22 protein-coding genes and 1 riboswitch are annotated in these 23575 nt (G+C 70.3%); of the genes, 13 read left to right on the top strand and 9 right to left on the bottom strand.

All coding sequences use genetic code 11. The features are described from left to right. Nucleotides 1-398: 398 nt before the first annotated feature. The gene (gene bldD, locus F4561_RS08205; protein ID WP_046470953.1) at nt 399-893 is read left to right on the top strand and encodes a transcriptional regulator BldD; all 495 of its coding nucleotides are present in this window, start codon (nt 399-401) and stop codon (nt 891-893) included. A gap of 372 nt (nt 894-1265) precedes the next feature. Continuing rightward, nucleotides 1266-1874: a GNAT family N-acetyltransferase gene (locus F4561_RS08200; protein ID WP_184576315.1), complete on the top strand. Its 609-nt coding sequence runs from the start codon at nt 1266-1268 to the stop codon at nt 1872-1874. Here the strand turns inward: F4561_RS08200 and metF are convergent. Continuing rightward, nucleotides 1792-2745 carry a methylenetetrahydrofolate reductase [NAD(P)H] gene (gene metF, locus F4561_RS08195; RefSeq protein WP_184576313.1) on the bottom strand — a complete coding sequence of 318 codons (954 nt, stop codon included), beginning with the start codon at nt 2743-2745 and terminating at the stop codon, nt 1792-1794. The genes F4561_RS08200 and metF overlap by 83 nt on opposite strands. Nucleotides 2746-2883: 138 nt before the next feature. On the opposite strand from metF, the gene F4561_RS08190 reads away from it, so the two are divergent. From F4561_RS08190 to F4561_RS08180, 3 genes are all read left to right on the top strand, one after another. Further along, nucleotides 2884-3957 (top strand): polyprenyl synthetase family protein, encoded by a 1074-nt coding sequence (locus F4561_RS08190; RefSeq protein WP_184576311.1) that lies wholly within the window; start codon nt 2884-2886, stop codon nt 3955-3957. A 217-nt stretch (nt 3958-4174) separates the two neighbouring features. Next, nucleotides 4175-5452 carry a DUF418 domain-containing protein gene (locus F4561_RS08185; RefSeq protein ID WP_312885186.1) on the top strand — a complete coding sequence of 426 codons (1278 nt, stop codon included), beginning with the start codon at nt 4175-4177 and terminating at the stop codon, nt 5450-5452. Nucleotides 5453-5536: 84 nt separating this feature from the next. Next, nucleotides 5537-6421, top strand: a complete 885-nt coding sequence (locus F4561_RS08180) for an SDR family oxidoreductase (protein WP_184576309.1) — start codon at nt 5537-5539, stop codon at nt 6419-6421. 6 nt (nt 6422-6427) lie between these two features. On the opposite strand, the gene thiE is transcribed toward F4561_RS08180, so the two are convergent. Together thiE and F4561_RS08170 are read right to left on the bottom strand one after the other, a co-directional pair. Continuing rightward, entirely contained in the window at nt 6428-7087 is a 660-nt protein-coding gene (gene thiE, locus F4561_RS08175; RefSeq protein WP_184576307.1) for a thiamine phosphate synthase, read from the bottom strand. Nucleotides 7088-7186: 99 nt separating this feature from the next. Continuing rightward, a complete protein-coding gene (locus F4561_RS08170) occupies nt 7187-7546 on the bottom strand; it encodes an Rv2175c family DNA-binding protein (RefSeq protein WP_184576305.1) in 360 nt (119 codons plus the stop codon). 122 nt (nt 7547-7668) lie between these two features. Further along, a riboswitch (TPP riboswitch) is annotated at nt 7669-7780 on the top strand. Here F4561_RS08170 and thiO point away from each other — a divergent pair. The 4 genes from thiO to pknB all read left to right on the top strand — a co-directional run bounded on the left by thiO (nt 7778) and on the right by pknB (nt 12063). Continuing rightward, on the top strand, nt 7778-8935 hold the full coding sequence (gene thiO / locus F4561_RS08165; protein WP_184576303.1) for a glycine oxidase ThiO: 1158 nt from the start codon (nt 7778-7780) through the stop codon (nt 8933-8935). It overlaps the preceding riboswitch by 3 nt. A 5-nt stretch (nt 8936-8940) precedes the next feature. Further along, nucleotides 8941-9141: a sulfur carrier protein ThiS gene (gene thiS, locus F4561_RS08160; RefSeq protein WP_184583354.1), complete on the top strand. Its 201-nt coding sequence runs from the start codon at nt 8941-8943 to the stop codon at nt 9139-9141. Nucleotides 9142-9144: 3 nt separating this feature from the next. Beyond that, nucleotides 9145-9951 carry a thiazole synthase gene (locus F4561_RS08155; protein WP_184576301.1) on the top strand — a complete coding sequence of 269 codons (807 nt, stop codon included), beginning with the start codon at nt 9145-9147 and terminating at the stop codon, nt 9949-9951. Between the two features lie 168 nt (nt 9952-10119). Beyond that, nucleotides 10120-12063: a Stk1 family PASTA domain-containing Ser/Thr kinase gene (pknB, locus tag F4561_RS08150; protein ID WP_184576299.1), complete on the top strand. Its 1944-nt coding sequence runs from the start codon at nt 10120-10122 to the stop codon at nt 12061-12063. Between the two features lie 101 nt (nt 12064-12164). On the opposite strand, the gene glpK is transcribed toward pknB, so the two are convergent. Then, nucleotides 12165-13643 (bottom strand): glycerol kinase GlpK, encoded by a 1479-nt coding sequence (gene glpK / locus F4561_RS08145; RefSeq protein WP_184576297.1) that lies wholly within the window; start codon nt 13641-13643, stop codon nt 12165-12167. 253 nt (nt 13644-13896) lie between these two features. Between glpK and F4561_RS08140 the strand changes: the two genes are divergently transcribed. Continuing rightward, nucleotides 13897-14922: a 6-phosphofructokinase gene (locus F4561_RS08140; RefSeq protein ID WP_184576295.1), complete on the top strand. Its 1026-nt coding sequence runs from the start codon at nt 13897-13899 to the stop codon at nt 14920-14922. A gap of 172 nt (nt 14923-15094) precedes the next feature. After that, nucleotides 15095-16423, top strand: coding sequence for a tRNA uracil 4-sulfurtransferase ThiI (gene thiI, locus F4561_RS08135; RefSeq protein WP_184576293.1), 1329 nt, complete (start codon nt 15095-15097; stop codon nt 16421-16423). Nucleotides 16424-16455: 32 nt separating this feature from the next. On the opposite strand, the gene aroF is transcribed toward thiI, so the two are convergent. Further along, entirely contained in the window at nt 16456-17502 is a 1047-nt protein-coding gene (aroF, locus tag F4561_RS08130) for a 3-deoxy-7-phosphoheptulonate synthase (RefSeq protein WP_184576291.1), read from the bottom strand. 294 nt (nt 17503-17796) lie between these two features. Between aroF and F4561_RS08125 the strand changes: the two genes are divergently transcribed. After that, nucleotides 17797-18396, top strand: a complete 600-nt coding sequence (locus tag F4561_RS08125; RefSeq protein WP_184576289.1) for a molybdopterin-dependent oxidoreductase — start codon at nt 17797-17799, stop codon at nt 18394-18396. A 441-nt stretch (nt 18397-18837) separates the two neighbouring features. Here F4561_RS08125 and F4561_RS08120 read toward each other — a convergent pair whose 3' ends face one another. Together F4561_RS08120 and F4561_RS08115 are read right to left on the bottom strand one after the other, a co-directional pair. Then, nucleotides 18838-19683, bottom strand: a complete 846-nt coding sequence (locus F4561_RS08120) for a hypothetical protein (protein WP_184576287.1) — start codon at nt 19681-19683, stop codon at nt 18838-18840. Next, on the bottom strand, nt 19680-20444 hold the full coding sequence (locus F4561_RS08115) for an alpha/beta hydrolase (protein WP_184576285.1): 765 nt from the start codon (nt 20442-20444) through the stop codon (nt 19680-19682). The genes F4561_RS08120 and F4561_RS08115 overlap by 4 nt, the downstream gene beginning before the upstream one ends. Nucleotides 20445-20714: 270 nt before the next feature. Between F4561_RS08115 and F4561_RS08110 the strand changes: the two genes are divergently transcribed. After that, nucleotides 20715-21563 carry a lysophospholipid acyltransferase family protein gene (locus F4561_RS08110; RefSeq protein WP_184576283.1) on the top strand — a complete coding sequence of 283 codons (849 nt, stop codon included), beginning with the start codon at nt 20715-20717 and terminating at the stop codon, nt 21561-21563. A 111-nt stretch (nt 21564-21674) separates the two neighbouring features. Here F4561_RS08110 and F4561_RS08105 read toward each other — a convergent pair whose 3' ends face one another. Both F4561_RS08105 and F4561_RS08100 read right to left on the bottom strand, forming a co-directional pair. Next, a complete protein-coding gene (locus F4561_RS08105) occupies nt 21675-22625 on the bottom strand; it encodes an ROK family glucokinase (RefSeq protein WP_184576281.1) in 951 nt (316 codons plus the stop codon). Between the two features lie 111 nt (nt 22626-22736). After that, complete coding sequence (locus tag F4561_RS08100; protein ID WP_184576279.1) at nt 22737-23150, bottom strand: hypothetical protein; 414 nt, start codon at nt 23148-23150, stop codon at nt 22737-22739. Nucleotides 23151-23575 lie beyond the last annotated feature (425 nt).

Below are 23575 nucleotides of genomic sequence, written 5' to 3'. Positions count from 1 at the left end.
CACCGAAAAAATGTGATCTTAGTCACTCTCTCATTCCTTGACCTCGCCCGACACTGGGGTAGACCAACGCCTCGCCCACCCCCCGCTCCCCCACCGCCACAAGACGCGAAACCCCGCAACTCCGGGGACGCTCGACAGGAGAGGTGTGGCGAATCGTCCGCTTCAATCCCTAATGAGAGCCCTCTCACTTACACACAGTTTGGCCACTGAATAGTCGCATTTTCACTCAACGGCTTGACCTGGCGACCAGACAGGCTTACGGTCACTGTCCGTAACCAATCTGGGTGGTTAACGCCGGGCCCGGCCATCACGAACCGACAAAACCGCGGATGTGACCGAACGGTCCCGGGCCCGCCAACCACGCCAGCCACCTTCACGGCCGGGGAGCGACGAGGAAGATGCCATCCGAATACGCGAAGTCTCTCGGTGCGCGACTGCGCGCCATCCGCACACAGCAGGGACTGTCCTTGCACGGGGTGGAGGAGAAGTCCCACGGGCGCTGGAAGGCCGTCGTGGTGGGCTCCTACGAGCGCGGTGACCGCGCGGTCACCGTCCAGAAGCTCGCCGAACTCGCGGACTTCTACGGCGTCCCCATGTCGGAGCTGCTGCCCGGCGGAGCCGCACCGACCCCGCTCGGCCCCACGCCCAAGCTGGTCATCGACCTGGAGCGGATGCAGCAACTGCCGCAGGAGAAGGCTGGGCCGCTCGCGCGGTACGTGGCCACCATCCAAAGCCAGCGCGGCGACTACAACGGGCGCGTGCTCTCCATCCGCCAGGAGGACCTGCGCTCGCTCGCGGTGATCTACGACCGCTCGCCCGCCGACCTCACGGAGGAGCTCATCAACTGGGGCGTTCTCGACCCCGAAGCGCGCAGGGCCGTGGACGCCTTCTAGAACGCCTCCGGGCCGGGCCTGCCACCAGGTCATACATGTCCACGCCCCCATGCCCCAGGGGCCCGACGACGCGCATCCGAGACGGGAACATCGCACGGTCCACGCACCCCACACGGGTGCGTGTGCGTAGCCGTGCGCCCAACCCGGTTCGTTCTACGCACACAGCCACGCTTCCCGGACACCCGGGCGAGCGCGGCCGGGAAAGGGGCTTCCCCTCCCCCGCCCGGCCGCTCCGCACGCGGGACGCCGCTCGACGGCGCCCCAACGCGAGCCCGCAACGCCATTCGAACGCGCGTTCGAGATAGTAAACCCCCGTGAACCCGGCCGCGTCAACACCGTCCGCCTCCAGCGACACTGCCCTAAGGTAAGGATGTGGAGACCGACGTTGAGCTGTGCGATCTCGCAGCGCCCGCGTTCCGGCACGCGCTTCCCGCGCTGCTGGAGATCTACACGGCCGCCATGGACCCGCCCCGTGAGCAGCTCACCGGCCGGCGCACGATCATGGAACAGCACGCCCGCAACCCGCGGTTCACCTCGGTGGTCGCGTTGGCTCCGAGCGGCTCCGCCGTCGGGTTCGGCTACGGTTTCCACGGCCAGAGCGGCCAGTGGTGGCACGACGTCGTCACCAGCGGTCTGAGGACCCGGGCCCCCGGAGCGGAACGGCGCTGGTTCGCCGACTCCTTCGAGATCGCCGAGCTCCACGTACTCCCCGAGTCGCAGCGGCGCGGCATCGGCCGGCGGCTTCTCGAACGGCTGACGGCGGCGCGCCGCGAGCGCACCGCCGTCCTGTCGACCTACACCGGTCCCACCGCCGCGCACGGTCTCTACACCGCGTACGGCTTCACCGATGTGCTGACCGAGTTCTATTTCCCCGGCAGTCCCTACCAGCCGTACACGATCATGGCCGCCCGCCTGCCATTGCGGGAACGCGGTGGCCAGCGACCCGCTCGTAGAGCTCGCGCGTGGCCGTGGACTGGTTGAACGTGATGAAGTGGATGCCGGGCGCTCCCTCGTCGAGCAGCCGTTCACACATCCGCTGCGCCTGCTCCATGCCCAGTTCCCGCACGGCCTTGGGGTCGTCCTTGACCCGTTCGAACTCCTCCGCGAGGTGCGCCGGGAACGGAGCACCCGAGAGCTTCTCCGACATCTCGATCGTGGAGTACTTCACGACCGGCATGAGCTCGGGAATGATCGGGACGTCGCCCCCCTTGGCCGCCACGCGGTCGCGCAGCCGCAGGTAGTCCTCGGCGTCGAAGAACATCTGGGTGATCGCGAAATCGGCGCCGGCCCGGAACTTGCGCAGGAGGAAGTCCACGTCCTCGTCGACACTGGCCGAACGCGGGTGCTTGAAGGGGAACGCCGCGACACCAACGGAGAAGTCGCCGCTCTGCTTGATCAGCTCGACCAGCTCCGAGGCGTACTCCAACCCTTCGGGGTGCTTTACCCACTCCCCCAGCGGATCGCCGGGCGGGTCGCCGCGCAGGGCGAGCATGTTGCTCACCCCGGCATCGGCGAACCTGCCGATGAGGTGCCGCAGCTCAGCGACCGAGTGGTTGACGGCGGTCGTGTGCGCAACGGGCAACAGGGTGGTGTCGGTGGCCATCCGCTCGGTGATCTCGACCGTGTGGTCCCGGGTACCACCACCGGCTCCGTAGGTGACGGAGACGAACGAGGGTGAGAGCGCCTCAAGTTCGCGGATAACCTGCCAGAGCTTCTGCCGGCCTTCGGCGGTCTTCGGGGGGAAGAACTCAAATGAGAATGTCGGTTCGCCCGTTTTGAGCAGGTCCCTGATTTGCCGCGGCCGTTGCGCGGCGTCGTACTCTGTCTCTGTGTGTGACGGTGACCCAAACATGGTCTACACCTTAGGCCACGAGGCCGCAGCGCATAAGGGTCCACCCCCCAGGTATACGGTGTCATCGCAGCTCACAGCGTTCCCAGCGTGACGGGTCACACCCGCGGCACCGCTGTGCGCAGCAAGTACCCTTCCGGTATGGCCTTCTCGTCACATTCCTCCCCCTTGTCCTTCGTGGTCACGCCGGTCGACACGGAGATCTCCCGCTTCCTTGAGCGGCGGCGTGCCGAAGTGGTGGAGGTGGGATCGGAGCTGGCCCCGGTGCTCGACGCGCTGGAGGCGATGCTCGCGGGCGGCAAGCGGCTGCGGCCCGCGTTCTGCTACTGGGGGTGGCGAGGCGCGGGCGGCGAGGACGACCCCGCGATCCACACCGCGGCGGCCTCCCTGGAGTTCCTGCAGGCGTGCGCCCTGATCCACGACGACGTCATCGACAGCAGCGACACCCGGCGGGGCCTCCCGGCGACCCACCGGCGACTGGCGGACCTGCACACGCGTTCCGAATGGCACGGCGACCCCGGCTCGTTCGGCCACGGTGCCGCGATCCTGATCGGCGACCTGTGCCTGGCATGGTGCGAGGAGATGTACCAGGCGAGCGGGCTGCCGCCGGAGGCGCTCAGCGAGGGCCGGCGCCCGTTCAACCTGATGCGCACCGAGGTCATGGCGGGCCAGTACCTCGACCTGCTCGCGCAGGCGCGCGCCACGGAGTCTGTCGAGGACTCGCTGCGCGTGATGCACTACAAGGCCGCCAAGTACACCATCGAACGCCCCCTGCACCTGGGCGCGGCGCTGGCCCGGCGCTACGCGGAGCTCGCCGGCGTCTACAGCGCCTACGGGCTCCCCCTCGGACTCGCGTTCCAGCTTCGCGACGACATTCTGGGCGTTTTCGGCGACCCGGAACAGACCGGCAAGCCCGCCGGCGACGACCTGCGCGAGGGCAAGCGCACGCTGGTCGTCGCCGAGACGCTGCAGCGGGCCGGGCGCGCCGACGCCGCGGAGTTCCGCCGCCACCTGGGCGAACCCGCCCTCGGCATGGACGGGGTGGAATGGATGCGCGAGCTCATCGCCAGCAGTGGCGCGCTGGACGCCTGCGAGCGGCGCATCGACGAGTACGTGGCCCAGGCCACCCGTGCCCTGGAGAGCGACCTCGTAGCCAGTGACGCCCGCGCCGCCCTGTCCGACCTCATCGTGGCCGCCACCGCCCGCAAGCACTGAGGGCCGCCCGGACGGACACGCCCGAGCCGGCGGCGTCAGCGGCGGCCGGGTCATGGGGGCGCTCGCGGATGCGGCCAGTCGTAGCATCGTCACCCGGACCACTGAACCCGGGCTGTCCTCATCCGGTCACGCTGCCCGATTACCGCACCTCATGCGGCAAGGATGGGGATATCCACGGTAGGTGACACCGCGGTAGCGCCACTCGAGGGAGAATCCCGTGCCGGACACCCCTGAACCCACTCTGCGTACGCCCGTGCGCGCCCATGAGCGGGCGCTCGCCCCTGATCTGGCCCGCGGCTTCATGCTGCTGCTGATCGCGGTCGCGAACACGCCGTTTTACCTCTGGGGCCGCGAGCGCGGGGCGACGAACTTCCATCCCGCCGACGGCTCGGTCGCGGACCAGCTCACCCAGGCGGTCATCATCACCGGGGTAGACGGGCGGATCTACCCCATGTTCGCGTTCCTCTTCGGCTACGGAATGGTGCAGCTCCTGCTGCGCCAGGAGGCCGCCGGCAGCGGGCGCGCCGCCGCGCTGGCGCTGCTGCGCCGGCGCAACCTGTGGTTGATCGCGTTCGGCCTGGTGCACGCCCTGCTGCTGTGGATGGGCGACATCCTCGGGGCCTACGGGCTCGCCGGGCTCATCCTCGCCACGCTGTTCCTGCGGCGTGCCGACCGGACCCTGCTCACATGGGCGGGGATCGGGGTCGCCGCCCTCGCCGCCATGGCGCTCCTCAGCGTGGTCGGCGCCATCAGCGTGGCGACCGCAGACGTACCGGTGCAGACCCAGGACAGCGCCGAGTTCACCCGGCTGATGACGGCGAACGTCAGCGAGACCAACCCGTTCGCCGCGGCGGTCGGGCGCCTGACGTTCTGGCCGCTCATCGTGCTCTTCCAGGGGCTGCTCACGATCGTGGTGCCGGTGGCGATCCTGCTCGGCTTCTGGGCCGCGCGCCAGCGGCTCCTGGAAGAGCCGGGCCGCCACCTCCCACTGCTGCGCCGGGTCGCCGTCGGCGGGATCGCGGTCGGCTGGCTCGGCGGGTTGCCCTACGCCCTGTACCACGTGGGCGTCCTGTCAGTTCCCGACGCCGCGAACTGGGTCTTCAGCGGGACACAACCGGCCACCGGCCTCGCGGGCGGAGTCGGCTACGCCGCCCTGTTCGGCCTGATCGGATACCGCCTGCGCGAGCGCGCCCGGCACGGGCTCGCGGTCACCTCGGTCGCGGCCGTCGGCAAACGGTCGCTCTCGTGCTACCTCGCACAGTCGGTGATCTGCGCCCCCGTGCTGTCCGCCTGGGGATTGGGGCTCGGGGCGGCGCTCGGCAGCGCGCAGATGGCCGGGTTCGCCGTCGCCACCTGGCTCGTAACGCTCATCGGGGCCCTCCTACTGGAGCGAGCGGACCGCCGCGGCCCCGCCGAGGTGGCGCTGCGCAGGCTCAGCTACCGGCGCACAACCTCCGCGGGATCCGCCGGGGCGCCCGGGCGTACGACACGCTGAGAAACCGCGGCCCAGCTGCGGATCCGCGGTCCTTGTGCCCGCGGTGAGTGCGCCCGCCCCCAGGTGTCGGGAAAATGGGGAGTCATGGGGGACGACCAGGAGATAACGCATGCCATCGGCATCACGGGCGCGACCGGTGCGCTCGGGGGACTCGTGGCGAGCCGCCTCGCGCAGCTCGGCGTCGCGCAGCGCCTCATCGTGCGCGACCTCAACCGCGCTCCCGAGCTTCCCGGCGCCAGTGCCGCCATGGCCGCCTACGAGAACCAGCACGAGTTCGAGCGCGCGGTGAAGGGCACCGGGACCCTGTTCCTGGTCTCGGCGACCGAGGCCGCCGACCGGCTACGGCAGCACACCAGCGCCGTCGACGCCGCCGTGGCCGCGGGTGTGGACCGGATCGTGTACCTCTCCTTCCTGGCGGCGGCGCCCGACGCCACGTTCACGTTCGCTCGGACCCATTTCCACACCGAGGAGCACATCCGCTCCACCGGAGTGGCCTACACGTTCCTGCGCCCGAGCCTCTACCTCGACCTGATGCCGTACTGGGCGGAGAGCTCCGGGGTGGTCCGCGGCCCGGCGGGCAACGGCCGTGTGGCATGGGTCGCCCGCGAGGACGTGGCCGACGTGGCGACCGCCGTGCTCACCGGCGGCGCGACGCACGACGGGCGGACCTACGACGTCACCGGTCCCCAGGCGCTGACGCTCGGCGAGACCGTCGACCGGCTGTCCGCGCTGACCGGCAAGGCGATGCGGTACCTGCCGGAGACCTGGGAGGAGGCCCTGGAGTCGCGGCGCTCCTCCGGCGCGCCGGAATGGGCCATAGAGGGCTGGGCCAGCTCGTATGCCGCGATCGCCACCGGTGAGCTGGACGTGGTGGCCCCGACCGTGCCCGACCTCACCGGGCACCCGGCCCAGACGATCGAGGGCCACCTGCGCCGCCGTCCCACGGCGCTGGCCCACGTCACTGGCTGAGTCCTCTCAGCCAGCGACCGTGCCGCCCACAAGCCGCCGCCGGAACTCAGCGGCGGCGGCGTGCGGGTCGCCGGCCTCGGTGATCGCGCGTACCACCACCACGCGCCGCGCGCCGGCGGCGCGCACCCGGTCGATGTTGTCCAGGTCGATCCCGCCAATGGCGAACCAGGGCCGCCGTGGGCGCAGGGCCGCCGTCTCCCGCACGAGTTCGAGCCCGGCGGCCGGCCGGCCCGGTTTGGTGGGGGTGGCCCAGGTCGGGCCGACGCAGAAGTAGTCGACTCCCGGCTCGTTGGCCGCGGCGACCGCCATTTCGGCGTTGTTGTTCGACCGGCCGATCAGCGGGCCGTCGCCGATGATCTCCCGGGCGTTGCGGACCGGCAGGTCGTTCTGGCCGAGGTGCAGGATGTCCGCGCCGGACGCCCGTGCGATGTCGGCGCGGTTGTTGACCGCCAGCAGCGCCCCGTGGCGCTCGCAGGCGGCGCGCATGATCCGCAGGTACTCCAGCTCCTGGCTGGCCTCCAGGTTCTTGTCGCGCAACTGGACGATGTCGACGCCGCCGGACAGCGCGGCGTCGAGGAACCCGGCGAGGTCGCCCCGCTCGCGCCGGGAGTCGGTGCACAGGTAGAGGTGCGCCGCGTCAAGGCGCTCGCGGAGGTTCGAAGTCACTGTTCCACGGTAGTACGGTCCCGCGACCAGCACCGCCCCGCGGAGCCGCCCGTGGTCCACGGCCGCCTCCGCTCGCAGCGCCCTGCCCCGCCCGCGGGGCTAAAGCGCCATCGCCTGCGCCCGGCGGCGCACTTCGGTCCCGCGGTTGGCCAGGATCGCCTCGATGGGCGCCCCCGGGAGGGTGTCGTCGGGCGTGAAAAGCCAGCGCAGCGCTTCTTCGGTGGTGAAACCGCAGTCAGCGAGGACGGTCAGCGTGCCCGGCAGGCCCTTGACGACGTCGCCGCTGACGATAAACGCGGCCGGGATTGAGAGCTCCCCCTGGCGCCGCACGCCGAGGAGCTTATGGTCACGGATGAGCTGTTTGATCCGGTTCGGGCTGACGTTCAACGCCTTCGCGGCGTCCCGAATCGGCAGCCAGCCACCGACGAGAGCGTCGATGTCACGGTCGTTCTCTGTCACGCAGCCAAATGTCCCACATCCAGACCCGTGGCAAACCCCGATTTCACGCGTTATCGCTCAAGGCGTATCGCCCGGTCGCCGACCCGGTCGCCCAGATACCGGTAAAATCGGGGACGGACAAGGCAGAAACCCGCGGGAGCCGGGTGGGACCCGGCTGAGAGGGAGGCTGTGAGCCTCCGACCGCACGCACCTGATCCGGGTCATACCGGCGAAGGGAGAGGCAGACACACCGTGCGCAACAACACCTCGTCCGACCTCATCGTGGTGGGAAGCGGACTCGTCGGCCTGGTCACCGCCTGGCGAGCCGCGCAGCGCGGCCTGAGCGTCACCGTTATCTCGCAGGAGAACCGCAACGCGGCCTCCGTTGTCGCGGCGGGCATGCTCACGCCCGCCACCGAGGCCACGTTCGGCGAGGAGCCGCTCATGCGGTTCGGCACCCTCTCCCGCGACCGCTATCCCGCCTTCATCACCGAACTGGAGGACGAGAGCGGGCTACCCGCCGGATTCCGGACCACCGGCACCCTGCAGATCGCCTTCGACGCAGACGACCTGGCCAAGCTGAGGGATCTCAGCGAGCTGCAGACCCGGCTCGGCATCAAGACCGAGCGGCTCACCAGCCGCGAGTGCCGCAGGATGGAGCCGATGCTCGCGCCGTCGGTGCGCGGCGGAATCCTCGCCCCCGACGACCATTCGGTCGACCCGCGGCTGCTCGCGGACGCCCTGTGGGCGGCCGCGGAACGGAACGGGGTGGGCGGAATCCGCGACCGGGTCACCGAGGTCCTGGTCAGCGATGACCGGGCCCGCGGGGTGCGCCTGGAGTCCGGTGGCGAGATCGGAGCCGACCAGGTCGTGCTCGCCGCCGGCGCCTGGACCTCCAGCATCGGCGGGCTGCCCGACGGCGTCCTCCCTCCCCTGCGGCCCGTCAAGGGCCAGTTGCTGCGGTTGCACACGCCCGCCGGCGAGTCCCCGATTGTCTCCCGCACCGTGCGCGGCCTGGTCAAGGGCTCCCCCGTCTACTTCGTGCCCCGCGAGAACGGCGAGATAGTCCTCGGCGCCACCCAGGAGGAGCTCGGCCATGACCTCCGGCTGACGGCCGGGGCGCTCTGGGGGATTCTCCGCGACGCCCACGAGCTGGTGCCCGGCGTGAGCGAGCTGGAGGTCGCGGAGACCTGCGTCGGCCTGCGTCCCGGCTCCCCCGACAACGAGCCGCTTCTGGGGCCCACCCACCTGCCCGGGCTCCAGGTCGCCGTCGGCCACTTCCGGCATGGTGTGCTGCTCGCCCCGGCAACGGGAGACGCGATGGCCGAGGCCCTGACCAGGGGGGAACTACCGGACTACGCCCGGCGGTTCGCCGCCACCCGAGAATTCGGCAGCGACAGGAACGAGTGACAGCAGTGGACGTGATCATCAACGGGGAGCGCCGCGACCTGGCGCCGCACACGACGGTGGCCGCCGTCGTCGACTCCCTGACCGAGACGACCACCGGCATCGCCGTGGCCGTCAACGACGAAGTGGTCCCCAAGGCCAGCTGGGCCGATACCGAGGTCACCGAGAACGACCGGGTGGACGTGCTCACCGCGGTCCAGGGAGGCTGAGCAATGACAACACAGGTCACCGCAACCGAGAACACGACCGCGACGACCGGCGTCCGCGACCCCCTTGTCATCGCGGGGCACGGGTTCGGATCGCGCCTCATCATGGGCACCGGCGGGGCGCCCTCACTGCACATCCTGGAGGAGGCGCTGACCGCCTCCGGGACCGAGATGACCACGGTCGCCATGCGCCGGGTGTCCACCCAGACGGAAGGGTCGGTGTGGGACGTGCTGCGCCGCAACGGCATCCGCCCCCTGCCCAACACCGCCGGCTGCTTCACCGCGACCGAAGCCCTGCGCACAGCCAGACTGGCGCGCGAAGCGCTGGGAACCGAGTGGGTCAAGCTCGAGGTCGTGGCCGACGAGCGCACGCTGCTGCCGGATCCGGTGGAGCTGCTCGACGCCGCCGAACACCTCGTTGACGACGGTTTCATCGTCCTGCCCTACACCAACGACGATCCGGTCCTGGCGCGCCGCCTGGAGCAGGTGGGCTGCGCCGCGGTCATGCCGCTGGGCTCGCCGATCGGGTCCGGCCTGGGGATCCGCAACCCGCACAACATCGAGCTGATCGTGGAGCAGGCGGGGGTGCCGGTCATCCTCGACGCCGGTATCGGCACCGCGAGCGAAGCGGCCCTGGCCATGGAGCTCGGCTGCGACGCGGTGCTGCTCGCGTCGGCGGTCACCCGCGCCCACGAGCCCGTGCTGATGGCCTCTGCCATGCGCGACGCCGTCACGGCCGGGCGGGGAGCCCGCCTCGCCGGCCGCATCCCGGTGCGACGCTATGCCGAGGCGTCCTCCCCCGCCCCCGAGTAACCCGGGCCCCGTTGCGGGGCCAGCCCTCGCAACGACGTCACCGAAAACCACAACACAACTACCCAAAGCAATGAGCGCCTGGTCACAGCGGAACCTTTCGCCGCATGCCCCCCGCTGCTCATCGGAGAGATCCTCCTCACCAATCGCATCCCCCTTACACTCACCCACGTGGACATGACGACTGCGGACCCGCTCGTTGGCGCGACCCTGGACCGGCGTTATTACGTCGAGTCGCGGATCGCGGGCGGCGGTATGGCTACCGTCTACGTGGGGCACGACCTGCGGCTCGACCGCCGGCTGGCGCTGAAGGTCATGCACGCTTCACTTGCGCGCGACCCGTCGTTCGTGCGCCGCTTCATCAACGAGGCCCATTCCGTGGCCAAGCTCTCGCACCCCAACGTCGTCCAGGTCTACGACCAGGGAAACGACCAGGGACACGTCTTCCTGGCCATGGAGTACGTGCCCGGCAGCACGCTGCGCGACCAGCTCAGCGAGCGCGGCCGGCTCGCTCCGCAGTCGGCACTGCAGATCATGGCGGCGGTGCTGGCGGCGCTCGGCTCCGCGCACCAGGCCGGGATCGCGCACCGCGACGTCAAGCCGGAGAACGTCCTGCTGACCCGGGACGGCCGGGTGAAGGTCGCCGACTTCGGGCTGGCCCGCGCGGTCGAGGACTCCCAGCAGGGCCAGACGAAAACCGGGACGGTCATGGGCACCGCCGCCTATCTCGCCCCGGAGCAGATCGAGCACGGCGCCTCCGACGCCCGCTCCGACGTATACGCCGCCGGCATCATGCTCTACGAGCTACTCACCGGCAGCCAACCGCACACCGGCGAGAACCCCATCGCGGTCGCCTACCAGCACGTGAACAACGACGTTCCGCGCCCGTCGTCGATCGTCCCCGGCATCCCCCCAGAGGTCGACCAGCTCGTCACCAAGGCCACCGAGCGCGACCCCCGCTACCGTCCCGCCAACGCCGGGCAGTACCTGGCCGCGGTGCTGGAGGTGCTGCCGTCCAGCTCCGCGCCGGTTTCCGCCGCGTCGAGTGCGGCTCTTCCGGCGGCCGGTGGTCCCGCCCCGGCGGCGCCGGGGGGCAACGACACCATCGAGGTCGACCTGGAGCAGGTGCCCCTGGAGGACGAGGACAGGGGCGGCGAAAGGCCCGCGCGCCCCTGGTACATGGGGCCCGCCGCGCTGGTCGGCGGTGCGCTGGTCCTCGTGGTTCTGGTAGGCCTGGGCTGGTGGCTGCTGATCGGCCGCTACGAGAGCGTTCCCGAGCTCGCCGGTATGGAGGAGGAGGCCGCAGAGGAGCGGCTGAACCGGTTGGACCTGGAACTGGTGGTCGCCGAGGACCGCACCTACAGCGACAGCGCCGAGGCGGGCATGATCGCCGAGACCTCCCCCGGCTTCGACGAGCGGATCCTGCCGGGCGAGACAGTCACCGTGACCCTGTCGAAGGGGCCGCAGGTGGTCGACATGCCCGACATCGTGGGCGAACCCGTGAGCGACGCCCGCGAGCAGTTGGAGGACGCCGGGATCAGCGAGATCGAGGAGGACGAGAAGGTCTCGCACGACGAGCCGCCGGGAACCGTGCTGTCCAGCGACCCGGAGCCGGGTTCCGACGCCGACCGCGAGGAGGCGGTCACCCTGGAGGTCAGCTCCGGCTTCAACGTGCCCGACGTCGTCGGCAGCGAGGAGGATCAGGCACGCACGCAGCTCGAGGACGTCGGGCTGACGGTCGAGGTCGAGCAGGAGTCCAGCGAGGACGTCGACAAGGGCGAGGTCATGTCGCAGGACCCCGAGGGCGGCACCACGGTCGGCGCCGGCGACACGGTCACGCTCACGGTCTCCTCCGGCGAAGAGAAGATCGAGATTCCCGACGTCACCGGCTGGAAGGTCGATGACGCCAAGAAGGAGCTGAAGGACCTCGGCTTCAAGGTGAAGGTCAACGAGGGACTAATCGGCGGGGACCGCGTCCAGAGCTACCGCCCCAACGGCGAGGCCAAGGAGGGCGACGAGATCCAGTTGAACGTCGGCCCGTTCGCCCCGAATGGCGACGGCAACGGCCGCGGAAACGGTGACGACGACGACGGCGACGGCGACGGCGACGACTAGCTCCGCGGCGCGGTGAATCGGCGATCTTGAGCATTTCGTTCCTTTGTCGCGCTTGGAAGGCACGGAATCCTCAAGATCGGCACCCAGCCGCCGGATCCGGATCAGCCCAGCTCGGCCCAGCCCTTGGCACGTTCGACCGCGGCCCGCCAGCGCTGGTAGTCGGTCTCCTTACGGGGGCCCGGCTCGAAACGATGGTCAAGCCGCCAGGTCCGCTTCAGCTCCTCGGTCGAGCTCCACACCCCGGTCCCGAGACCGGCGAGGAAGGCCGCCCCCAGGGCGGTGGTCTCCTGGACTACGGGCCGGGCCACGCTCACCGCGAGCTGGTCGGCCTGGATCTGGCAGAGCAGGTTGTTCGCCGACGCCCCGCCATCGACGCGCAGCTCGGGGAGGCTGGTCCCGGAAGCTCGCTCCATCGCCTCGGCGACATCGCGCACCTCGAAGGCGATCGCGTCCAGCGTGGCACGCGCCAGGTGGGAACGGGTGGTTCCGCGCGTGATGCCGAACACCGCACCGCGGGCATGGGGGTCCCAGTCCGGAGCGCCGAGACCGGTAAGCGCGGGAACGAACACAACACCGCCGGAGTCCTCGACCGCGCGGGCCATCGCCTCGGACTGCGGGGCGCTGTCGAGCAGGCCCAGACCGTCGCGCAGCCACTGCACGGCGGCGCCGGTGACAAAGATCGCGCCCTCCAGCGCGTAGTCCCGCGTTCCGTCGGGATGCTGCCACAGGACCGTGCTGAGCAGCCCGTGCTCCGGATCGACCGCCTCATGTCCGGTGTTGACCAGTACGAAGGAACCGGTGCCGTAGGTGCACTTGGACGACCCGGGCTCGTAGCAGTTCTGCCCGAACATGGCCGCCTGCTGGTCGCCGGCGATTCCCGCCACCGGCAACCGCACTCCCAGGAACTCCTCGGGATCGGTCTCGCCGATGCTTCCGTAGGAGCCCACGACCTCCGGAAGCGCCTCCATCGGGACGCCGAACAACTCGCACATCTCCTCGGACCAGCTCCCGGCCCGGATGTCGTACAGCAGCGTGCGCGAGGCGTTGCTGGCGTCGGTCGCGTGCACGGCCCCGCCGGTCAGCCGGGAGATGATATAGGAGTCCACCGTTCCCACCACGGTGTCGCCCGATTCCACGCCGCTCCAGGACCGCTTGTCGTGCCGGCTGATCCAGGTGAGTTTGGTGGCGGTGAAGTAGGGATCCAGGCGCAGCCCGGTGATCCTGGTCACCCGGCTCTCGATGCCCAGGTCGCGCAACTCCTGGCAGATTCCCGCGGTACGGCGGTCCTGCCAGACGATCGCCCTGCGCGGTGAGTTGCCGCGCTTGCGGTTCCACAGAACGGCGGTCTCGCGCTGGTTGGTGATGCCGACGCAGCTCGGGGTCTGGTCCGTGCGGTCCAGCGCCGCCTGGCACGACGCCAGCGTCGCCTGCCAGATCTCCTCAGGCACGTGCTCCACCCACCCGGAATCCGGGTAATGCTGAGGAAACTCCTGGTAACCACGGGCGAGGATACGCCCATCCTCGCCGACGACGAGCGCGGTAACGCCCGTTGTACCGGCATCGATCGTGAGCACGGACATCGGGTTGGCCTCCAGCAGCTTGGGCGACTATGGTCTAGACCACGTGGACGGTTGGACGGAGCGCGCTACCCCGCCCCCGGGTCGTCATCCGTGGGACTTACCCCGAGGTAGCCGGCTTCCAACGCCGCGCGGCCTTTCCGTACACCGTTCACGCGGCCGTCTCCGGCGGCGCATTCAACGAGGTCCAGAGTCATGCGGCAGCGCGGCACACGCGCTGGGCCATGGCAATCGAGTCATAGTTCGAGGAGTACACATGCGAGTCGGGGTGCTGACCGGTGGCGGTGACTGCCCGGGTCTGAACGCGGTCATCCGCGCGACCGTCCGCAAGGGCATCAAGGACTACGGGTACGAGTTCGTCGGTTTCCGCGACGGCTGGCGCGGCCCGCTCGAAGGCGACACCATGCCGCTGGACCGGGCCGCCGTTAGCGGGATCCTGCCGCGCGGCGGCACGATCCTCGGGTCCTCGCGGACCAACCTGATGAAGATCGAGGGCGGCGTGGAGCGCGTCAAGGACAACATGGCGGGTCTCGGTGTCGACGCGCTGGTCGCCATTGGCGGCGAGGACACGCTCGGCGTCGCGCGCCAGCTGCACGACCGCGACGTCAAGGTCGTCGGGGTCCCGAAGACCATCGACAACGACCTGAACGCGACCGACTACACGTTCGGCTTCGACACTGCGGTGAACATCGCCACCGAGGCGATCGACCGGCTGCACACCACCGCCGAGTCCCACCACCGCGCGCTGATCGTCGAGGTCATGGGACGGCACGCGGGCTGGATCGCGCTGCACTCCGGGATGGCCGCGGGCGCCAACGTCATCCTGATCCCCGAGCACCCCTTCGACATCGACAATGTCATCGCGCACGTCGAGAGCCGTTTCAAGACGAATTACGCCCCGATCATCGTCGTCGCCGAAGGAGCGCACCCCAAGGAGGGGCAGATGGAGCTCAGCGCGGGCGACAAGGACGCCTTCGGGCACGTGCGGCTCGGCGGCATCGGGCAGCGCCTGGCCGAGGAGATCGAGAGCCGCACCGGCAAGGAGTCGCGGTCGGTCGTCCTGGGGCACGTGCAGCGGGGCGGCACACCCTCGGCCTTCGACCGGGTGCTGGCCACCCGCCTTGGCGTGAACGCGATCGAGGCCGTTCACGAGCTGGAGTTCGGCAAGATGGTCGCCCTCCAGGGAACCGAGATCGTCCGGGTCGACCTTTCCGCAGCCACCGACAAGCTCAAGACGGTGCCCGACGAGCGCTACGCCGAGGCCGAGGTCTTCTTCGGCTGACGGCGGCCCGCGGGGCCGCGGGCGCGCACCAAGGGCTTGGACAGGGCCCGGGTGCGCGCCCGCGCGGGCACTGTGGCGCGAACGGTGATCCGGGTGTTCGATACTGGTGTGGGGCGCTCACCTTAGCGACCCGTCCCACCGCAGACCACGAACCACCAGGGAGGTGCCCCTCATGTCCGCGTCGCTCGACACCGCGGCCAGCACAGCGCGAGGGGATAGCGCAGGCCCGGCGGCGCCGGCCACGGCGCCGGAGCCCGAGAGCACTCGGGAGACCCGCGCCGCCTCCGGCCCCGACGAGCTCTGCGTCCTGCTGAAGCTCGGCGAGATCGTCCTGAAGGGCAGCAACCGCAAGCTCTTCGAACGCCGGCTGCACAACAACATCCGCTCGGCCGCACGTGACCTTCCCGACATCAGGCTCTCCCAGCGGGGAGCGGGCGTCATCGTCGTGCGGATGCCCGGCGCGTCCGACGATCAGGTCACCGAGCTCAGTGAGCGCCTGCGCAACGTCATGGGGATCGTCTGGGTGCACCTGGTCCGCCGGGTCGCCAAGGACGTCGACACGGTCACCGACGTCGCCCTGCGCTCCATGGAGGGACGCTCCGGCAGCTTCGCGGTGCGCGCCCGACGCCGCGATAAGCGCTTCCCGATGACCTCCTCCGAGCTGGCCGGCCACGTGGGTGCCAGGATCAAGGAGCAGCACGGGCTCCCGGTCAACCTCTCCGCCCCGGACAACAGAGTGTTCATCGAGGTCGACAAGGACGAGGCCTTCGTGTTCACCGACGGCATCCCCGGACAGGGCGGCCTGCCCGCCGGCATGAGCGGCCGCGCGCTGGTCCTGATGTCGGGCGGGATCGACTCGCCTGTCGCGGCACACCGGATGATGCGCCGCGGTCTCAAGGTCGACTTCCTGCACTTCTCCGGCATGCCGTTCACCGGGCCGGAGTCCATCTACAAGGCGTACAGCCTGGTGCGCCAGCTCGACCGGTTCCAGGTGGGGTCGCGGCTGTTCGTCGTCCCCTTCGGTAAGGCCCAGCAGCAGTTGCGGACCTCCGGAATGGAGCGGCTGCAGATCGTCGCGCAGCGCCGGCTGATGCTCAAGACCGCCGAGGCGATGGCCGACAACCTGCGCGCCGAGGCGCTCATCACCGGCGACGCGCTCGGGCAGGTCTCCAGCCAGACGCTGACCAACATGACGGCCCTGGACGACTCGGTCGACCTGCCGATCCTGCGCCCGCTGCTCGGCATGGACAAGTCCGAGATCATGGACCAGGCGCGCAGGATCGGCACGTTGTCCATCTCCGAGCTGCCCGACGAGGACTGCTGCACGATGCTCACGCCGCGCCAGGCGGAGACCGCGGCCAAGATCGGCGACCTGCGCCAGATCGAGAAGCGGCTGGACGCCGAGGAGCTGGCCGAGTACCTCGTCAGCACGGCCCAGGCGCACCGGCCCAGCTTCCTCGGCGACACCGAGCCGGCGCAGCCCGCGACCGCTGCCCGCTGAACTCCGCTCTGGTTCCGCGAAGCGCAGTGGGGTCAGACCACCGCGGCCTCCGGTGCGGGGGCCGCGGCCAGAGGGCGCCCCAGCAGGCCTGAGAGGGCACGCACCGCGCTGGCCAACTCGGCGAGGTCGGCGTCCACCAGCGCCTGCGGCCCGTCGCACAATGCGGTCTCCGGGGCGGGATGCACGTCGACGATCACGCCGTCGGCCCCGGCGGCGATCGCGGCGCGCGAGAGCGGCAGCACGAGGTCGCGCTGGCCGCCCGAATGCGACGGGTCCACGATGACGGGCAGATGGGACAGTTTCTGCGCGACCGGTACGGCGCTGATGTCCAGCGTGTTGCGGGTGGCGTTCTCGAAGGTGCGGATCCCGCGCTCGCAGAGGACGATGTCGAGGTTGCCGCGCTGCGCGATGTGCTCGGCGGCCATCAGCCATTCCTCGATGGTGGCGGTCATCCCCCGCTTGAGCAGGACGGGCCGGCCGGCCTCGCCGGCGGCGTGCAGCAGAGCGAAGTTCTGCATGTTCCGGGCGCCGATCTGCAGCATGTCGGCGTGGGACGCGACGAGCTCGACGTCGGCCGCGTCGACGACCTCGGTGACGATGGGCAGGCCCGTCTCGTCGCGCACGTCCGAGAGGATCTTCAGGCCCGCCTCGCCCAGTCCCTGGAAGGAGTAGGGCGAGGTGCGCGGCTTGTACGCGCCGCCGCGCAGCAGGGACGCACCGGCCTCCTGGGCCATCCGGGCCGCCGCGAGGGTCTGCTCCGGCGTCTCCACGGCGCACGGGCCGGCGATCACGGTCGTGGTGTCGCCACCGAGGGGCACACCCCCGACCCGCACCACCGAACGGCTCACGGCGTTCTCCTGGCTTACCAGCCTGTAGGGCGCGGAGGTCCGCCGAACGTCGCTCACTCCCGGTTGCGCGCGCAGGTCGAGGTTGGCGAACCGCTCGACGTCCCCCACGAGCCCGATGATCGTCCGGCCGGCTCCTCTGGTCACGTACGCCTCACCCCCAACGGAGGCGGCAAGCTCGACCAGGTTGTCAGTATCTTCCGGAGTAGCGTCCGGTCCCATCACGATGACCATGTGGTTCGTTCCTTCATCGGTTCGAGGGCGTGCTCTTGCGTGCCGTGCGGCACCACCTGCGGGCAAACACAAAAGAGCCCCGGGCCGTACCGGCCCGGGGCTCTTTCGACGTCGTCCGTGTCAGCGCAGCGCTGTTACGGCGACCGTCCCACCAGGCCGGTAGCCATAAAAGCGCCAAAAGTTTCGCTGCACAGGAGTGACTATAACGCATCCAGCAGAGACACAACACGGGTCGGCCCCGCCCCGACCGGTTCGTGGCGCCTGGCAGTATGTCAGCGAGCGTTAGGAGACGGATTGTCGGAGCATCGACTACCGCCGGGGCAGTACGTGCCGCGCGAGCGGTCGGCCGTGTACTACGGCCCGGTACCGCGGTTCCGTCCACAACGCTGGGACCTGCGGATTTACGGGGCAACCGAGTCGCTGGGCGAGTACCGCTGGTCGTGGCCCGAGTTCGACCAGTTGCCGCGGACGGCCTCCGTCTCCGACTTCCACTGCGTGACGAGGTTCACCATCCCCAAGGTCCACTGGAGTGGTGTCCGCACAACGCACCTGGTCGAGTTGGCTCCTCCGGCGCCCGAAACAACGCACGTGATGGTGTGGGCCGAGTACGGCTACAGCGCCAACCTGCGCATGGCCGACTTCCTCGCCGAAGAGGTGCTGCTGGCGACGCACTGCGGGGGCGAGCGGCTCAGCGCCGAGCACGGCTACCCGGTACGCCTGGTGGCGCCGCACCTGTACGGCTGGAAAAGCGTGAAATGGGTGCGCGCCATCGAATACCTCACGGCCGACCGCCGCGGGTTCTGGGAAGAGCGGGGCTACCACAACGTAGCGGACCCGTGGCGCGAACAGCGCTACGCCTACCAGGAGGAACCCGGCCAGGGCCCACCGCTGTAGGCACCCCGGGAAACCGAGCTAGACGGTGTTCCCTGGCTCGCTTCGCCCGCAGGTCGGGCGCCCCGAAGCCGGGAACCCTCTGGCCCTCCGGCGTGGTCGCTCGTTCCTCGCTCCCCCACCTCCGGGCCCTCCAGAACCCCGGCGGCGCCCGACCTGTCTTTTGGGCTCGCTGCCGCTCCCCGGGTCGGGAGCCTCGAAGCCGGGAACCTTCGGGCGCCTCCGGTGTGCCGCCCAAACGGCTCCGCCACTCGCGGACGCCCCACCTCCGGACCCTCCAGAACCCCGGCGGCGCCCGACCTGTCTTTTGGGCTCGCTGCCGCTCCCCGGGTCGGGCGCCCCGAAGCCGGGAACCTTCGGGCACCTCCGGTGTGCCGCCCAAACGGCTCCGCCACTCGCGGACGCCCCACCTCCGGACCCTCCAGAACCCCGGCGGCACCCGACCTAGACGACCGCGCCGCCGTCGCCCGGAGGGCGGTGGTCGCTCATGCGCACCACCAGGACCACGAATCCCGCGATGAACCCGGCCACGGCGCAGAACGCGAGCCACCCCGGCAGCGTGATGCCGACCAGCATTGAGCCGAGCAGCAGCACCGGGCCGCCGAACAGGCCGCCCCACGAAAGCTTGCTGACGAGGTCGCCGCGCGGGAAGGGCGGGGGCTCGGGTGGGACGTAGTGCTCTTCGCTGTCGCCGCCGGCGCCCGCGCTGTCGTCGGAGCGGGCGGGGCGAACCACGCGCGACGCCGCGGAGTCGTCGAGGACGTCCGGCCCCGTGGGTTCATCGGCGCGCTCGCCTTCCTCGCGCTCGCGCTGCTCCTCGGCGCTGAGGTTCTCGGCGTCCGGCCAGGAGGTGCCCTCCGTGGTGCTGTCGCTGTCGTAGAACCGCGCCACCAGGTCGGCCCAGGCATCGTCCTCGGGGGTCGGCTCGCGCGTGGGCATGCGCTCCAACGGGCCGGTGTCGGAGGCGGTCGCGGGGTCGGCCTGGTCCGCGTACTCGGAGGACTCGTAGCCGCCGCCGTCGACCGCCCGCTCAGCGAGGTCGGGGAGCTCCGTGCGCAGGATCCCCTCGGCGGCCCCCCGCTCCGCGGCGTCGACGTAGAGGTGGTCGGTCGCCGGATCGTCGGTTCCCGGACCGGCCGGTTCGAGGACGTCGCCTTCGAGCGGCGCCGCGTACGCCGCGATCCCCGCCCGCCGCAGCGCCTCCAGCATGAGGTCGGCGCGGGACGTCGGGAGCCGGACAAGCGGAACATAGGCGTCCGCGAGCAGGCCGTTGCCACGGCGTTGCGTCATCGGTTCGTTCCTTCCCCGCTTCTGCTGTGCTCGCGCACGAACGCGAGGCTCCCGTCGAAGATGGTTGCGGCGTCGTGGTCCAGGGTGGCGACGTGGAAACTGTGCCGCAATGTGTGCACGGTCAGGGTGGTGACCGCCTTACTGCCGAGCATACGCAGGCTCCGCGGACCTATCACATGGTCCTCGTCGCTGCGGTAGGCCAGGATCGGGGCGGTAATCGCCGGGATGCCGCGCCGGGTGGCTCGCCACAACTTCGGGAGTGTCGCGGCGGCGGCCGTGGGCACCCGGTCGTAGCCGACCTCCTCGATGCCGGGTTTCCTGATGTCGCCGGCCAGACCCTTTGTGGAGGGCACAATCCACTTCAGTAACGGGGCGAGCGGCAGCAGCGGGTTCTCCAGCACCAGCGAGGGGTTGACCAGCACCACGCCGGCGACCTTGTCGGGGTGCGCCGCGGCGAGCCGCAGTGCCAGGCAGCCGCCCAGCGACATCCCCATGACGAAGACCTCGTCGCAGTCGCGGTGCAGGCGCAGCAGGGCGTTCTCGACCTCGGCGAACCAGTGGTCGCTGGTGGTCGTGCGCATGTCCTGCCACCTGGTCCCGTGCCCCGGCAGCCGCGGTAGCTCCACGGTCAGCCCGGCGGCGGCGAGGTGCTCGGCCCAGGGGCGCATCGACTGCGGGGAGCCGGTGAACCCGTGGCACAGCAGAGCGCCGGTGCCGTCGCCGCGCCCGCTGTACGGTTCGGCTCCCGCCAGTAGCGGCATGGCCCCTCCTCGCCTCTCGGATGCGGAACCGGATGTAGGGAAACTAACCTTGGACCCCTGAACCCCGGAAGACCCGCAATCACGGAGCCCGCGGGCCGCTCCGGACACCAGGTCCAACGGAAACCTTCCCTTCTACTGGCTGGTAGCCCAAACCGGCGTTGGTTGACGGTTCCAACCGGTGCGAAGATTGGCAGCAAACATCGTGCGAGCGGGAAGGCGAACGTGGTGCAGCAGACCGTACGCTCCCCCCGCGTACGGGGGTGAAATTCAGTGTTCTACTGGGTGGTCAAGGCGATCCTTGGGCCGATTCTCGCGGTCCTGTGGCAACCTCGCGCCTATGGGGTGGAGAACGTGCCCCGCACGGGGCCGGCCATCATGGTCAGCAACCATCTGTCGTTCGCCGACCACTTCTTCGGCCCCCTCCCGCTGCCGCGGAAGATGATCTCGCTGGCGAAGTCCGACTACTTCACCGGCACGGGGGTCAAAGGGCTGCTCAGCCGGCTTTTCTTCAGCGGCGTCGGCTCGGTTCCGATCGACCGCTCCGGGGGCAAGGCGAGCGAGGCCGCGCTGCGCACCGCGCTCAAGCTGCTGCGGCAGGGCAACCTGGTGTGCATCTACCCCGAGGGCACCCGGTCGCCCGACGGCCGGCTCTACCGCGGCAAGACGGGCGTGGCGCGGATGATCCTGGAGTCGCAGGCTCCGGTGGTGCCCATGGCGATGATCAACGCCGACAAGATCATGCCGCCCGGGCGTACTGTCCCGAAGCTGGGCATCCGGCCCAAGGTGGTCTTCGGCGAGGCGCTGGACTTCTCCCGCTACTACGGGATGGAGCGGGACCCGCGGGTCCTGCGCGCCGTAACCGACGAGCTCATGTACGCCCTGATGCAGCTCTCCGGGCAGGAGTACGTGGACCGCTACGCCCAGTCGGTCAAGACCGAGATCGAGGCGGCGGCCAAGGAAGAGCGGCGCGAGCAGCACGCGAGCGAGAAGGACCGCAAACGCGCCGAGCGCGCCAAGCGCAAGGAGGAGCGGCGGGCCGAGCGCGAGAAGCGCAAGGAGGAGCGGCGGGCGCGCAAGGAAGCCGAAGCCGAGGGCGCGCGGAGCGGCACCGACTCCTGAACCGCTGTTGTGCTGATCTTGAGCGTTCCGTTCCTTCGCAGCGCCAGGAAGGAACGGAATGCTCAAGATCGGCCGATGTTGGGCGCCGCGCCACGCACTCACATCATCGATCTAGCGGCATGACAGGTCGGCCGCTCCGACGATGCCGGCCTCCGAGCCGAGCTCGGCCACGCGGACCTCGGCTATCCGGCGTACGGCGCGGCCGGTGACGTTCTGCTGGAAGGCGTGGCGCGCCGGTTCCAGTAGCACGTCCCCGGCGTCGGAGACGCCGCCGCCGATCACGAAGCACTCGGGGTCGAGGATCGCCGCGAGGTCGGCCAGGCCCACCCCGACCCACGCCCCCACGACGCGGAAACACGCCAGTGCGCCCTCGTCGCCCTCGAAGGCGGCCTGGGTGACCTCCTGGCCCGCGATGGCCGACGCGTCGTTGTTGGCCAGTTTCAACAGGCGCTCGGCACGGGCCGGGTTGGCCTTCGCGAGATCCTGCGCCTCGGCCTCCAGCGCGCGCCCGCTCGCGTACTGTTCCCAGCACCCGTGGTTGCCGCATCCGCACCGGCGGCCGTAGGGAACGACGCGGTAGTGGCCGACCTCGGAGGCCACACCGTGCCGTCCCCGGTACACCTCGCCGTTCAGAACGAGGCCGCCACCGACCCCGGTGCCCAGGGTGACGCAGACGACGTGGTCGCTCCCCCGGCCGGCGCCGAAGCGGGCCTCGGCCCAGGCGGCGGCGTTGGCGTCGTTCTCGATGACGACCGGTAGGTCCACGCGTTGCTGGACGCGCTCCTTGAGAGGCTCATCGCGCAACCCGAGGTTGGGCGCGACCACGACGGTCGACCGGTCCTCGTCGACGAACCCGGCCACGCCAACCCCGATCGCGACGACCTCGTCGTCGGGCCGTTCCCAGCCCAGTTCGTCCACGGTGCGCGCCACGGCGTCCGCGAGGGCTACCGGGTCGTCGGCGGGCGTGGCGTGCGTGGTCCGCCGCAGCAGCCGCCCCTGGGGGTCGACGACCCCGGCGGCGATCTTGGTACCTCCGATGTCCACACCGATGGTCAACCGCATGGGGCGGCTCCTTGTCACCTGGTTATCTCGCAGCCGCGCTGGCGCTGCGTCATGGTGGTCTGTTCGACGGGAGAGCATCCTGATTAAACCAGCGAAACCCGCCCGGATGCCTCATTCACCGCGCGAGATGGGCTTGGGCGGCTCGGGTTCCGGCTCCTCGCCGGGCTCGCCGGCGCGCCGGGCCTCGTCGGCCTTCTCCCGCATGGTGCGTTCGATGATGCCCAGCGACTCGCCGACCGCACCCGCGAGGGTCGCGCCCGCCCGCCCGAGATGACCGACCACCTGGGGCCCCGCGGTGCGTACCACCCCCATGAGCTGATCCAGCGGCGGCGGATCAGGCTGCGGCTGCTCGCGCCTGATGGCCTCCGACCACACGTCGTCCTTGTTGGAAGGGGGTGCGGTGGCGCTGTTCACGCCGCGGCGCACGCCCTCGGTGATCAGCTTGCGCTGCAACGCGTCGACCAGCCGCAGGGCGTCATCGATGATGTCCTGGGAACCCGAGGTATCGCGGTTCGGCTCTGCCATGATCTTCTGCCCCTGTTCGTCGGCTCTTCCGGCAGCCTGTGTCCGGGTCCGGTCCTTCTGTCCGTTACGTTAGCCGCCCATCCCGGGTTCCGGCTCGGCTAATCCGAGGATTCCGCGGAGATCACCGACCGGTTCGGCTTATGAGCGCGTCGCGCCGGGGCAGGGCGCCCTTTCCCGGCTCACGGCCTTCCACGGCGACGCGGCAGCGGCGATCCCGGGCGCGGCAAAGCCGCGGCAGGCCCGCGAGTCCGCCGAGACCCCCGGAGTCGCACCTCCGCGAGAGGGAGATCACTCGCCTGGACGAACCGCCCCGCACGCGGGCCCGCAGCCGGGCGTGAATGGGACCGCCCGGCCTGGCAGAGGCGCCGCCCACACCCGGATCCCGGTCAACTGCGCACGTCAGGAACGGTACTGTCGGACGACGT

The organism is Lipingzhangella halophila, assembly GCF_014203805.1.
Lineage (GTDB): Bacteria > Actinomycetota > Actinomycetes > Streptosporangiales > Streptosporangiaceae > Lipingzhangella > Lipingzhangella halophila.
This window is presented reverse-complemented; position numbering and strand designations above follow the sequence as displayed.

Excerpts from the sequence above, each read along its gene's own strand:
- bldD (WP_046470953.1), top strand. The coding sequence starts at position 399 with ATGCCATCCGAATACGCGAAGTCTCTCGGTGCGCGACTGCGCGCCATC.
- metF (WP_184576313.1), bottom strand. The coding sequence starts at position 2,745 with ATGTTTGGGTCACCGTCACACACAGAGACAGAGTACGACGCCGCGCAA.
- F4561_RS08190 (WP_184576311.1), top strand. The coding sequence starts at position 2,884 with ATGGCCTTCTCGTCACATTCCTCCCCCTTGTCCTTCGTGGTCACGCCG.
- F4561_RS08180 (WP_184576309.1), top strand. The coding sequence starts at position 5,537 with ATGGGGGACGACCAGGAGATAACGCATGCCATCGGCATCACGGGCGCG.
- F4561_RS08155 (WP_184576301.1), top strand. The coding sequence starts at position 9,145 with ATGACAACACAGGTCACCGCAACCGAGAACACGACCGCGACGACCGGC.
- glpK (WP_184576297.1), bottom strand. The coding sequence starts at position 13,643 with ATGTCCGTGCTCACGATCGATGCCGGTACAACGGGCGTTACCGCGCTC.
- F4561_RS08140 (WP_184576295.1), top strand. The coding sequence starts at position 13,897 with ATGCGAGTCGGGGTGCTGACCGGTGGCGGTGACTGCCCGGGTCTGAAC.
- thiI (WP_184576293.1), top strand. The coding sequence starts at position 15,095 with ATGTCCGCGTCGCTCGACACCGCGGCCAGCACAGCGCGAGGGGATAGC.
- aroF (WP_184576291.1), bottom strand. The coding sequence starts at position 17,502 with ATGGTCATCGTGATGGGACCGGACGCTACTCCGGAAGATACTGACAAC.
- F4561_RS08120 (WP_184576287.1), bottom strand. The coding sequence starts at position 19,683 with ATGACGCAACGCCGTGGCAACGGCCTGCTCGCGGACGCCTATGTTCCG.
- F4561_RS08115 (WP_184576285.1), bottom strand. The coding sequence starts at position 20,444 with ATGCCGCTACTGGCGGGAGCCGAACCGTACAGCGGGCGCGGCGACGGC.
- F4561_RS08105 (WP_184576281.1), bottom strand. The coding sequence starts at position 22,625 with ATGCGGTTGACCATCGGTGTGGACATCGGAGGTACCAAGATCGCCGCC.
- F4561_RS08100 (WP_184576279.1), bottom strand. The coding sequence starts at position 23,150 with ATGGCAGAGCCGAACCGCGATACCTCGGGTTCCCAGGACATCATCGAT.